The following is a 12,364-nucleotide window of genomic DNA, read 5'->3' as shown; positions in this document are numbered from 1 at the left end:
GCCCGGCCAGGATCACGCGCTCCGGGCGCCCCAGATGCGTACGCGCCACGACGTTGTTGCCGTGGCGGTCGACGGTGAGGTGCGGAAGGGCGCGCCTCCTCCGGCATCCCGCACCGTCACCCGGCGAAGCACACCTGCCGCCAAGGCCGCCGCACCAAGCAAAAGCACGGTCGCCGCAACCGCCGCCGCCTGCATCCCGCTGGTGAACGCCTCCCGGGCCGCGGAGACCAGGGCGTCGGCGGCCCGGGAGGGCAGCTGCCCGGCGACGGCCAGGGCGCCGCCGAGTGTCTCGTGGGCCGCCCCGGGCGCGTCGTCGGGAATGCCGTGTCGGTAGACCGCGGTGCCGATGGAGCCCAGCAGGGCCATCCCCAGGGCACCGCCGAACTCCTGCCCGGTCTCGAGGAGCGAGGAGGCGGCGCCGGCCTTCTCGACGGGGGCGGCGCCCAGCGCCAGGTCCGTCAGCTGGGACATCACGGTGACGATGCCGCAGGCGAGGACGCCGGCCCCGGCGAGCACCAGCCACATCGAGTCCGGGCCGGCGAGGGCCAGCAGGCCGTATCCGGCCGCGGCCGTCACGAAGCCGGCGGCGACGACGTGGGCGCGGTGCACGCCGCGCTGCACCAGCTGTGCGGCCACGGGTGCGGCGAAGCCGATGAGGACCGAGGGAAGCAGCGCCCACAGCGCGGCCTCCAGCGCGCTCTTGCCGAGCACCGACTGCAGGTACTGCGTGGTGAAGTACGCCGAGCCCATCATCCCGAAGGCGGCGATCAGGTTGAGGACGATCGCGGAGCCGAAGCCCTGCCCGCCGAACAGCGAGGGGGAGATCATCGGCGACGCGGCGGTGCGCTGGCGGCGCACGAAGAGGGCGGCGAAGAGGAGTCCCACGGCGAGGGACGCGACGTAGAGGGGCTCGAAGCCCTCGGACGGGATCTCCTTCAGGCCATAGATCACCGGCAGTACGGCGGCCATCGACAGCGGCACGCTCAGCAGGTCGAAGCGGCCCGGTTCGGGGTTCTTGGACTCCGGGAGCAGGACGGGTCCGACGGCCAGCAGGAGCGCCATCGCGGGCAGGTTGACCAGGAAGACCGAGCCCCACCAGAAGTGCTCGACGAGGACGCCGCTCATCACCGAACCCAGCGCGACACCTCCGGTCATCACGCCGGACCAGATGCCGATCGCCTTCGTGCGCTGGGCCGGGTCGGTGAACATCGTGCGGACGAGGGCCATCGTGGACGGCATGAGCGTCGCGCCGCCGATGCCGAGGACCGCGCGGGCCGCGATCAGTGTCTCGGCGCTGTTCGCGTACGCGGCGACGAGTGAGGCCGCGCCGAAGGCGGCGGCGCCCAGCAGTAACAGCTTGCGCCGGCCGATGCGGTCGCCGAGCGAGCCCATCGTCATGAGCAGTCCGGCGAGCACGAAGCCGTAGATGTCGAAGATCCACAGCTGCTGGGTGCCGCTGGGTTCGAGGTCGGCGCTGATCGCCGGGATGGCGAAGTAGAGGACGGAGACGTCCATGGAGACCAGCAGCAGCGGAAGCATCAGGACGCCGAGAGCGGTCCATTCGCGGTGCCCTGCACGGGAGTTGGTGGTCGGGGCGGTGCCCGTCGTGTTCGTCATGAGCAGGACTGTACGCACGTCTTAAACGACTGTCTAGGACGCTCGTGTAAAACGCCGGTATGGGACGCTTGTATTGATCGGCGCTAGGGTGGACCGCATGGGACACCGCGAGGATCTGCTCGAAGGCGCGAAGCGATGCCTGCTGGAGAAGGGCTTCGCGCGCACGACTGCGCGCGACATCGTCAAGGAGTCGGGGACCAACCTGGGGTCGATCGGCTACCACTACGGTTCGAAGGACAAGCTGCTCGCGGAGGCGTACGTCGCGCTGGTCGAGGGCGTCTCCGATGCCTTCGATGCCGGTGAGCCGGCTACGACCGGCACCGAGCCGGGCTCTGTCGAGCGGTTCAGGGAGGTCTGGTCGAACATCATCGGCACGATGCAGGGGCCCGGCTCCATGTGGCGCCTCAGCATGGAGATCGTGGTGATGGGCGACCAGTTGCCCGAGGTGCGCGACCACCTCGCGCGGGCGCAGCGCGAGGGCGGCCGCGGAACCATCCCGATGTTCATGGGGGGCCGCGAGGAGGACGTCCCGGAGGAGGCCGTGGACACGCTCGGCAAGTTCTACATGACCCTGATGACGGGGCTTATCGCCCAGTGGAACTTCGACCCCGCGAGCGCGCCCACCGCCGACGAACTCACCGAGGGGCTGAGGCGCGTGATCAAGGCGGCGTCCAGGAAGCAGGGATTCTGAGGGGCGGGTGAGCGTCGCCCGTATCGATCCTTCTGCCTTTCGGGCTGCTCACAGCCGCGAAGCCTTCAGCGCCATGTGCAGCAGCAGCCGGTCCTCGCCGTCGTCCAGGTCGAGGCCGGTGAGCTGCTCGACCCGCGAGAGGCGGTAGTACAGCGTCTGCCGGTGGATGCCCAGCTCGGCCGCCGTGCGGCCGGCCTGGCCCGCGCAGTCCAGGAACACCTCGGCGGTGCGCGCCAGTTCCCGGTGGGACGGCTCCAGCAGAAGGCCCACGGCGGGGTCCTGCACCGCCTCCGGTGACAGCGCGGTCAACAGCCGGTACGGGCCGATGGACGCCCACGCGGCGACCGGCCCGAGCCGCGGCTCGGCCAGGGCGGCCCGCGCTGCCGCCGACGCCTCCCGCCAGGCGGCGCCCAACTCGCCGAGACCGCGCCGGGCACGGGCCACACCGGCCGCGGCACCGGCTCCCGCGCCGCCCCTGCTCAGCATTCCGGACGCGGCCGTCATCGCCGGGGTGAGCACGTCCGGCGAACGCAGGCGCATCAACAGGGCGAGGCACTGGCCGGCCGCACCCCACGGCACCGTGCACACGGCCGTCGCCCCCGGCACCGAGCGGACCGACGGCGCATCGGCCGGATCGGCGGAGGGCCAGGGTGCCACGCACACCACCGCGTGCAGGCCGCCGGCCCGTTCCCCCAGTGCCGTACGCAGCTCCGCCACCGCCATGTCGCGCTGCCAGCCGCGCTCGGCCGTCAGCACCGCACGGAACTCCCGGGTCAGATCCGCGCCGGCCTGCTCCTCGTCCGCGAGCAGCGTGCCGATCCGCGCCGCCACCTCCATCGCGGCGGCCAACTGCTCCTCACCGGGGCCCGGTTCGGCGTCCAGCAGCCATACGTATCCCAGTACGACCCCCCGATGGCGTACCGGAAGGCAGATGCGGCCCCGGTTCACGCCGGCGTCCGGGGCGGGCGGAATGCGCACCGGGCCCGTGGCCCGTGCGATCCCGAAGCCCTCGAACCAGGCGCGGACCGCCGGGGTGGAGCGGCGCGTGAGGATCGAGCGGGTCCGGACGGGGTCCAGCGTGGATTCGTCGAAGTCGCTGTCGCTGTCGTGGGCGCCGAAGGCGATCAGGGCGAAGTCGCGGTTCTCGAGGGTCGCGGGGGCGCCGAGCAGCGCGGAGATCTCGTCGACAAGTTCCTGGTAGTCGCCCTTCACCCGGGCATTCTCCCGCATATCGCGTGCCCTTCAGACATCTGTCTGAGATCTCGGCCACGGATGCGTGACAGCTGTCGATGGATCACGATCGGAGGGATCCTTAGGTTTCACGGTGGTTCTCCGTGCCGCACCTGGAACGTTGGGGTTTGTCGCCCCTCCCTCCGGTATGCGGCCTGTCTCAATACTTTCCGTGTGGAGGTGCCCCGTGCTGGGTCCCGTGATCCTCGCCGCCTCGCGCAGCGACAAGATGCGCCGCTTCGTATCGACGGCGCCGGGCACCAAACAGGTCGTCGACCGGTTCATCGCGGGCGAGAGCGTCGACGACGTACTCCCGATCGTCCAGGACGCCACCGCCAAGGGCCTCGAGGTCACGCTGGACGTCGTCGGCGAGGACATCACGACCCGCGAGCAGGCCGCCGCCGCCCGCGACGCCTACCTCGAGCTGATCGAGCGCCTCAAGGAGCTCGGCCTCGGCACCAAGGCCGAGATGTCGGTGAAGCTGTCCATGTTCGGCCAGTCCCTCCCGTCGCCCACCACCGCCCTCAAAGGTGGGCCCTCCGGGCCCGCCCCTACATTCCAGGGCGGGCACGAGCTGGCCCTCGCCAACGTCCGCCCGGTCGTCGAGGCCGCCGCAGCGATCGGCACCACCGTCACCCTGGACGCCGAGGACCACACCACCCTCGACTCGATGTTCGCCATCCACGAGGTGCTGCGCCAGGACTTCCCCGGCACGGGCTGCGTGATCCAGGCCTACCTGTTCCGCACCGAGGACGACGCCCGCCGCCTCGCCGCGTCCGGCAGCCGCGTCCGGCTGGTGAAGGGCGCGTACAAGGAGCCCGCCTCCGTCGCCTTCCAGAACAAGGCGGAGATCGACAAGGCGTACATCCGGATCCTGAAGATCCTCATGGAGGGCCAGGGCTATCCGATGATCGGGAGCCACGACCCGCGCATCATCTCCATCGCACAGGAGCTCGCCCGCCGCGCCGGGCGCAAGCTGGACGAGTACGAGTTCCAGATGCTGTACGGGATCCGCAGCGACGAGCACCTCCGGCTCGCCGCCGAGGGCCACCGGATGCGCGTCTACACCGCCTACGGCACCGACTGGTACGGCTACTTCATGCGCCGCCTCGCCGAGAAGCCGGCCAACCTGCTCTTCTTCGTCCGCTCGATGATCACCAAGAACTGATCCAGGGCAGATCCCACCCGCCACTCAAAAGGAGTCAAGGAACTCATGGACGCTGTGACCCAGGTCCCCGCTCCCGTCAACGAGCCGGTGCACGGCTACGCCCCCGGTTCACCCGAGCGCGCCCGGCTCGAGGCGAAGCTCAAGGAGCTCGCCGAGAACCCGATCGACCTGCCCTGCACCATCGGCGGCAAGCAGCGGATGGGCGGCGGCGAGCCGTTCCAGGTCGTGCAGCCGCACAACCACAAGGCCGTCATCGGCACCTACCGCAACGCCACGCAGGCGGACGCGCAGGACGCGATCGACGCCGCGCTGGCCGCGGCCCCGGCCTGGCGCGCGATGTCCTTCGACGACCGTGCCGCGATCATCCTGCGCGCCGCCGACCTGCTGTCCGGCCCCTGGCGCGAGACGCTGGCCGCCTCCACGATGCTCGGCCAGTCGAAGACCGCCCAGCAGGCCGAGATCGACACTCCGTGCGAGCTGATCGACTTCTGGCGCTTCAACGTCAAGTACGCCCGCGATCTGCTCGCCGAGCAGCCGCCGGCCAACTCGCCGGGCGTGTGGAACCGTCTGGACCACCGCCCGCTGGAGGGCTTCGTCTACGCGATCACGCCCTTCAACTTCTCGGCCATCGCGGGCAACCTGCCCACCGCCCCGGCCCTGATGGGCAACGTGGTGGTCTGGAAGCCGTCCCCGACGCAGACCCACGCCGCCGTGCTGCTGATGCAGCTCCTCGAGGAGGCGGGCCTGCCCAAGGGCGTGATCAACCTCGTCACCGGTGACGGCATCGAGGTGTCCAAGGTGGCGCTCGAGCACCGGGACCTCGCGGGCATCCACTTCACGGGTTCGACCAAGACGTTCCAGTACCTGTGGAAGACGGTCGGCAACAACATCGAGAAGTACCGTTCCTACCCGCGCATCGTCGGCGAGACCGGCGGCAAGGACTTCGTCGTCGCCCACCCGAGCGCCGACCGCGCGGTCCTGAAGACGGCCCTTACCCGGGGTGCCTTCGAGTACCAGGGGCAGAAGTGCTCCGCGACCTCGCGCGCGTACATCCCGGCCTCGATCTGGAACTCCGGCTTCAAGGAGGAGTTCGCGGCCGAGGTGGACGGCCTCACCATGGGCGACGTCACCGACCTGTCCCACTTCATCGGCGCCGTCATCGACGAGCGGGCCTTCGCCAAGAACAAGGCGGCGATCGACCGCGCCAAGGCCGACGACACCTGCACGATCGTGGCCGGCGGCACGTACGACGACTCGGTCGGCTACTTCGTCCGCCCGACCGTCGTGGAGTGCAGCGACCCGGAGAACGAGGTCTTCACGACCGAGTACTTCGGTCCGTTCCTCGCCGTCCACGTCTACGAGGACGACAAGTACGAGGAGATGCTGACCCAGATGGAGTCGGTGTCCGCCTACGCGCTCACGGGCTCGGTCATCGCAGGCGACCGCGCCGCCGTCGCGTACACGATGGACAAGCTCCGCTACGCCGCGGGCAACTTCTACATCAACGACAAGTCGACCGGCGCCGTCGTCGGCCAGCAGCCCTTCGGCGGTGGCCGCGCGTCCGGCACGAACGACAAGGCGGGCGCCCCGCAGAACCTGATGCGCTGGACGCTGACCCGCGCGATCAAGGAGACGCTGGTCCCGCCGACGGAGTACGGCTACCCGCACATGGGCTGACCGTCCTCTCGGCCGGCCGTCCTCCTGCGTTCCGCCCCGCCCCCGGCCGATCGGGGGCGGGGCGCGCGCGTTCAGCGGGCCTGTTCAGGGTGCGCGTCTCAGATAGTAGGAAGTCCGAGTAATTGTAGAGACAGGCGCTCCGTACTCCCGTAGTTTTGTAGGAGCCGAACGTCTCGCTCGATCCAGCGAATGGCGGTCGTGAGCCGGAGCACCGGGCAGGCAACCCCTGCCGCTTCTGGTTCCCCGCCCTTTCCGGCACCTCGAAATCCCCCCGCTCTCCAGAGCCGCGAAGCCCCTGACGCTGCTTCCGGAGCTGTGTGATCTCAAGGAGTCGATCACCATGGCCACTGCGACGCCCGTCCGCCGAGTCCGCCGTATCTCCCGTACCAGCGAAATCGAGCGCAAGAACGCCGCCGCCGCCCTGCAGCGAGCCCTCGACCGCAGGGACAACGGCGGCGAGACCGGTCACTGACCTTCGCGGTTACCGACCCTTGCCGCGCGCGACCTCGAAGTAGTCGATGCGCTTGCCGCTCTCGGCGAGCGCGGAGACCTTGAGCTTCGGGGCCGCACCGGCCTCCGCCTCCACCGCGAGGAACGAGAAGCCGGTGTACCGCACCCGGGACCACTCGACACTCTCCGCGTCGGGCAGCTGCGACTTCAGCCAGCGGAAGGTGAGGATCGACTCGTGGTCCTTCACCGCGCCCTCGTAGCTGTCCTCGACTCCGGCCGGGAATTCGTAGAGCTGCCTGCCGGCGCCGCCCGCGGTGACGTACACGATGCCGTCGCGCGTCGGATCGGTCGAGGCGCCGACGGGCACGTGCCGGCCGACCTTCCCGTTCTTGATCGCGTCGGTCCGCTCGTACACATGGTTGTGGCCATTGATCACCAGATCCACCTGGTGCTTGGTGAACAGCGGCAGCCACGCGTCCCGCACCCCGCCGTCCGAGGCGTGCGTGGACGTCGAGTACATGCAGTGGTGGAAGAACACGACGATGAAGTCGACGGACGAGGACGCGCGCAGCTCCCCGAGGCGCCGGTCCAGCCAGGTGGTCTGCTTTCCGTCCGTGTAGCCCCTGTTGGCGGGGATCTCGTACGAGACGTCGTTCGCGTCGAGGGCGACGACGCCGACGTTGCCGTAGATGAACGAGTACACGCCCGGCGCGTTCTTCGCGTCGAAGCCGTTCTCCGGGAGTGACCAGCGGGCGGACTGGCCGCCGTAGCCGTCCGGGGAGTACCAGGCCTCCATGTCGTGGTTGCCGGTGGTCACCATCCACGGCACCGACCTCGCGACCGACTCCGTCTGCGCGAGGAACTGGTCCCACACGCGCGCGTCGTACACGTCCGAGTGCTCGCCGTGCCCGGTGCCGTCCGCGTAGCAGATGTCGCCCGCGTGCAGATGGAACGACGGGTTCTGGCCCAGGATCAGCTGGTCGTTGGCGAGCGCGTCATAGCTCACGCCCTGGTCGCCGAAGGCCGTGAACACGAATGTCTCGGGCGTCGCGGGCGCGGTGCGAAAGGTGCCGACGGTGGACAGCCGATCGGTGCTCGCGGGGTCGAAGCCGTCGTGGCCGACACCGTAGAAGTACGTCGTGCCCGGCTTCAGGCCGTCCAGGGCGACGTGCAGGTAGTACTGGTCGACGGCGGGCAGCTGCGAGGTCAGCGCCGGGGTGTGCAGATCGCGTACCTCGGCCTCGATCTTCCGGTCGAGCTCCCACGGCCTCAACCCCACGCGTACGTACGGGTTCTTGACCGCGAACGGCACCTGCCAGGAGATCCGCATCTGCGTCTTCGGGTCCGCGCCGAACGCGAGATGCCGCCCGAACGGCGCCACCAGCGAGCCGTCCACCGTGGCCGTCGCGGACCGCGTCAGCGGCGCGGCCGAGGGGCCACTGCCGTGTGCCGTACCGGAGGAGCATCCGGTCAGCAGCCCGATCCCACCCGCCGCCCCGGCGGTGCCGACCGCCCCCGCCAGAACCCTGCGCCGCGTCAGTTTCGCCCGCAGATACTCGTGCTGCTCGGCCATGCTCATGCGCCGCACGAGCTGCTCGGGGATGCCGACGTTGGGAGTGTCCATGCCGGACAACTTCCCAGCAATGGCCAACAGGGGCCAGTCATCCGGGTGAACGGAAACCGACAGAAAAGCCCGCCCGGCGATTGAGGACGAGGCCGTCAAGGCCGATAAGGGGATCTGGGGGCCAAGCCCCCAGTGGCCGGTCCGGATGCTGGACGCTACGTGTCAAAGCATGGGACGAGGAGTACGGTACCGGCATGTCTCGAAGCATCAATCTCGCAGTGATTCCCGGTGACGGCATCGGCCAGGAGGTCGTGGCCCAGGGCCTGAAGGTCCTCAGCGCCGCGCTCCCGCAGGACGTGAAGCTCGAGACCAAGGAGTACGACTTCGGCGCCCGGCGCTACCACGCCACGGGCGAGACCCTCACGGACGCCGACCTCGAAGCCCTGAAGCAGCACGACGCGATCCTGCTCGGCGCGATCGGCGACCCCTCGGTCCCGTCCGGTGTCCTGGAGCGCGGCTTCCTGCTGAAGCTCCGCTTCGCCTTCGACCACCACGTCAACCTGCGCCCCTCGAAGCTCCTTCCGGGTGTCGCCACACCGCTGGCGGGTCAGCCGGAGATCGACTTCGTCGTGGTCCGCGAGGGCACCGAGGGCCCGTACACGGGCAACGGCGGAACCATCCGCAAGGGCACCCCGCACGCGGTCGCCACCGAGGTCTCCCTCAACACCGCCTTCGGCATCGAGCGCGTCGTCCGCGACGCCTACGCCCGTGCCCAGGCGCGCCCCCGCAAGAAGCTGGCCCTCGTCCACAAGAACAACGTGCTCGTGCACGCCGGTCACCTGTGGACGGACATCTTCAACAAGGTGGGCGAGGAGTTCCCTGACGTCACCACCGAGTACATGCACGTGGACGCGGCGACGATCTACCTCGTCACGCAGCCCGAGCGCTTCGACGTGATCGTCACCGACAACCTCTTCGGCGACATCATCACCGACCTCGCCGCGGCGATCTCCGGCGGCATCGGTGTCGCGGCGTCCGGCAACATCAACCCCTCCGGCGAGTTCCCGTCGATGTTCGAGCCCGTGCACGGCTCGGCGCCCGACATCGCGGGCCAGGGCAAGGCGGACCCGTCCGCCACGGTCCTGTCCGTCGCCCTCCTGCTGCGCCACCTCGGCTACGAGGCCGAGGCGGCGCGCATCGAGGAGGCCGTCTCCGTCGACCTCGCGGAGCGCGGCGACGCCGCTCGTACGACCGCAGAGATCGGCGACGCGCTCGCCGCACGAGTAGCCGGCTGATCCGGCGGACTCACCTCTCGAACACCGAGAAGCCGCCGGAGCCACAGGGCGCCCGGCGGCTTCTCGTATGCGGTCTCCGGGTGCCACCATCGACCCCTGGGCCGCATTCACGCCCGGCACGACCACCTTCCCCCTCGCGAGATAATCGAGACGGCGGGACCGCGGTGTGCAGGGAAGCTCGGACGTCCTAGTACTGCCAGTGCAGGCGTGAGCGCGGTCCGTCACAACCAACGGTGAAGGACAACCACTCATGACGACGCCCACGATCGAGCTCAAGCCCTCTGCCCACCCCCTCTCCGCTGCCGAGCGCGAGGCGATCCTGGCCAACCCCGGGTTCGGCCGCTACTTCACCGATCACATGGTGACGATCAAGTGGACGGAGGGCCGCGGCTGGCACGACGGGCAGCTCGTGCCGTACGCGCCGCTGTCGATCGATCCGGCGAACATGACCCTGCACTACGCCCAGGAGATCTTCGAGGGCCTCAAGGCGTACCGGCAGCCCGACGGCTCGGTCGCCACCTTCCGCCCGGAGATGAACGCCAAGCGCTTCCAGGCCTCCGCCCGCCGTCTCGCGATGCCCGAGCTGCCCGTCGAGACGTTCATCGAGGCGTGCGACGTCCTGGTCCAGCAGGACAAGGCGTGGGTGCCCGCGCACGGCGGCGAGGAGTCGCTCTACCTGCGCCCGTTCATGATCGCGACCGAGGTCGGCCTGGGTGTGCGGCCCGCCAACGAGTACCTGTTCCTCGTCATCGCCTCGCCCGCCGGCGCGTACTTCCCCGGCGGCGTCAAGCCGGTCTCCATCTGGCTGTCCGAGGACCGCGTGCGCGCCGTCCCCGGCGGCATGGGCGACGCCAAGACCGGCGGCAACTACGCCGCGTCGCTGCTCGCGCAGGCCGAGGCCGCCGAGAAGGGCTGCGACCAGGTCGCGTACCTGGACGCCGTGGAGCACAAGTGGGTCGAGGAACTCGGCGGCATGAACCTGTACTTCGTGTATGGGAACAAGATCATCACTCCCGCCCTCACCGGCTCCCTCCTGGCCGGCGTCACCCGTGACTCGCTCCTCTCCGTCGCCCGTGACCTCGGCTACGAGTCCGAGGAGGGCCGCGTCTCCATCGACCAGTGGCGCGAGGACACCGCGAACGGCACGCTGACCGAGGTCTTCGCCTGCGGCACCGCCGCCGTCATCACGCCGGTCGGCACGGTCAAGTCCACGGGCGGCGAGTGGACCCAGGGCAACGGCGAGCCGGGCGATGTCACCCTCAAGCTCCGCGGGGCCCTGCTGGACATCCAGCGGGGCGTCGCCGAGGACCAGCACGGCTGGATGCACCGCCTCGGCTGACCCCTCCGGGCCCCTCCGCCCGGGCCGCCCCGGACAACGCGTCCGTGGCGGCCCGGGCGCTGTGCCGTGGTTCTACGGCGGCCACCGAACGGCCGGGTCAGCCCCCCGCGCCCTGCCTCAGCTGCTCCATGAGTTGCAGCCCGTTTGCGGCCTGCTTGCGGATCTCCGTCGCCGAGTCGGGTGTCGCGTAGACCTTTGCGATCAGCACGGTCTCTCCGGCCCGTCCGGTCAGGATGATGTAGGGATCGTGCGCCTTGGTGCCGTCTGTGTGCGAGGCCACTGTGCCTTCCTCGGACACGACGTCGTCGAAGCCGGTCAGCTGAGGCGGGTTGCCCTCGTGAATGCCGGTCCAGCGCCCCTTTCCGCTGGTCTGCGTGGGACAGCGATGCAAGTCGGTCCGGGTGTCCGCGATGAACTTCTCGGCCGTCGGCTGGTCGGCGAACACCCACACCGCGGACTCCACGGCCAGGTGCCTGCTGGACGTTCGCGCGGCGCGGTTCACAGAGGCCAGTGTTCCGGTTCTCGGGGTACGAGCGTAGGCCTCACAGTCGGCCTTGAGCGCGAACTCGTCCGCGGGGTCGATCTCATACGGATCGTCCTTCTCGAAGCCGGGTCCCCAGTCCCCGGGGGTGAGGGCCGCACGTTTCGCGAGTTCCCGGGCTGCCGCCGTATCGGTACTCGTGGGCGAAGCAGAGGCTTTCGGGGGACCACCCCCTTCCCCGCCACCCCGCAGCAGGGTGATCAGCAGCACCACGAGCCCCAGCACCACGACCGCCCCGCCGACGACCAGGGTGAGCAGCCGGCGAGGCGGCCCGCCGGCCGGGGCCCCGCCGGGCTCGGGCCCCTTCTCCGGTCCTGGCGGTCCGGGCCGAGGAGGCAACGGACCCCGCGGCGGTCCGGACGGCGGCTGTGAACTCATGCTGCTTCCCCTACCACCGCCCGCTTACCGGACCCGCCCGCCGAACGTGTACACAAGCCGGGCGGGCGGCCGGATACCGCACGCCGCACACCGCCGGCCGAAGTGTTGTGCTCACGGCGGCGGGTAACCCGTGCAAAAAGGACGCCCACATCGTGAGATCCCGGGCCCCGCGGTGCAGCGTGTATGGCAGACTGCCGACCATGCTCGCTTTCGCCATGATTATTGGCATCAGCGCGCCGGTCCGCAGTGACCGCTGATCCCGTGACACACCCTCGCGGCAGCGGACACCGTGCCTCAGACCCGCGCGCAGACCTCTCGCACCCGCGAGAGGTTTTTTCGTTTCCCGGACCCCATCCCGGCCGGAGGCGAGCAGCGCGCGATGATGGGGGCAAGTGGATCCAGAAATACCGGAGC

At 69.8% G+C, this 12,364-nt stretch carries 10 protein-coding genes; 6 read left to right on the top strand and 4 right to left on the bottom strand.

Annotation, left to right across the window (positions count from 1 at the left end; genetic code table 11):
- Nucleotides 1-12 precede the first annotated feature (12 nt).
- Nucleotides 13-1,617, bottom strand: a complete 1,605-nt coding sequence (locus tag ACWD4J_RS39525) for an MFS transporter (RefSeq protein WP_451400390.1) — start codon at nt 1,615-1,617, stop codon at nt 13-15.
- Nucleotides 1,618-1,714: 97 nt separating this feature from the next.
- On the opposite strand from ACWD4J_RS39525, the gene ACWD4J_RS39520 reads away from it, so the two are divergent.
- Nucleotides 1,715-2,308, top strand: a complete 594-nt coding sequence (locus tag ACWD4J_RS39520; RefSeq protein ID WP_451400389.1) for a TetR/AcrR family transcriptional regulator — start codon at nt 1,715-1,717, stop codon at nt 2,306-2,308.
- A gap of 48 nt (nt 2,309-2,356) precedes the next feature.
- On the opposite strand, the gene ACWD4J_RS39515 is transcribed toward ACWD4J_RS39520, so the two are convergent.
- A complete protein-coding gene (locus tag ACWD4J_RS39515) occupies nt 2,357-3,538 on the bottom strand; it encodes a PucR family transcriptional regulator (RefSeq protein ID WP_451400388.1) in 1,182 nt (393 codons plus the stop codon).
- Nucleotides 3,539-3,725: 187 nt separating this feature from the next.
- Between ACWD4J_RS39515 and ACWD4J_RS39510 the strand changes: the two genes are divergently transcribed.
- The 3 genes from ACWD4J_RS39510 (at nt 3,726) to ACWD4J_RS39500 (ending at nt 6,855) form a co-directional block, all read left to right on the top strand.
- Nucleotides 3,726-4,706, top strand: a complete 981-nt coding sequence (locus tag ACWD4J_RS39510; RefSeq protein ID WP_451400387.1) for a proline dehydrogenase family protein — start codon at nt 3,726-3,728, stop codon at nt 4,704-4,706.
- Between the two features lie 45 nt (nt 4,707-4,751).
- Complete coding sequence (gene pruA / locus ACWD4J_RS39505) at nt 4,752-6,383, top strand: L-glutamate gamma-semialdehyde dehydrogenase (protein WP_451400386.1); 1,632 nt, start codon at nt 4,752-4,754, stop codon at nt 6,381-6,383.
- A 340-nt stretch (nt 6,384-6,723) separates the two neighbouring features.
- The gene (locus ACWD4J_RS39500) at nt 6,724-6,855 is read left to right on the top strand and encodes a hypothetical protein (protein ID WP_451400385.1); all 132 of its coding nucleotides are present in this window, start codon (nt 6,724-6,726) and stop codon (nt 6,853-6,855) included.
- Between the two features lie 9 nt (nt 6,856-6,864).
- Here ACWD4J_RS39500 and ACWD4J_RS39495 read toward each other — a convergent pair whose 3' ends face one another.
- Nucleotides 6,865-8,457 carry a purple acid phosphatase family protein gene (locus ACWD4J_RS39495; protein ID WP_451400384.1) on the bottom strand — a complete coding sequence of 531 codons (1,593 nt, stop codon included), beginning with the start codon at nt 8,455-8,457 and terminating at the stop codon, nt 6,865-6,867.
- Nucleotides 8,458-8,651: 194 nt separating this feature from the next.
- On the opposite strand from ACWD4J_RS39495, the gene ACWD4J_RS39490 reads away from it, so the two are divergent.
- Together ACWD4J_RS39490 and ACWD4J_RS39485 are read left to right on the top strand one after the other, a co-directional pair.
- Nucleotides 8,652-9,692 carry a 3-isopropylmalate dehydrogenase gene (locus tag ACWD4J_RS39490; RefSeq protein WP_451400383.1) on the top strand — a complete coding sequence of 347 codons (1,041 nt, stop codon included), beginning with the start codon at nt 8,652-8,654 and terminating at the stop codon, nt 9,690-9,692.
- Between the two features lie 250 nt (nt 9,693-9,942).
- Nucleotides 9,943-11,031 carry a branched-chain amino acid aminotransferase gene (locus tag ACWD4J_RS39485; protein ID WP_451400382.1) on the top strand — a complete coding sequence of 363 codons (1,089 nt, stop codon included), beginning with the start codon at nt 9,943-9,945 and terminating at the stop codon, nt 11,029-11,031.
- A gap of 97 nt (nt 11,032-11,128) precedes the next feature.
- Here ACWD4J_RS39485 and ACWD4J_RS39480 read toward each other — a convergent pair whose 3' ends face one another.
- Nucleotides 11,129-11,950: a sensor domain-containing protein gene (locus ACWD4J_RS39480; protein WP_451400381.1), complete on the bottom strand. Its 822-nt coding sequence runs from the start codon at nt 11,948-11,950 to the stop codon at nt 11,129-11,131.
- Nucleotides 11,951-12,364 lie beyond the last annotated feature (414 nt).

Source organism: Streptomyces sp. NPDC002577 (genome assembly GCF_053594815.1).
Note: the sequence above shows the minus strand (reverse complement) of the source record. Positions and strands in the feature narration are given on the sequence as shown.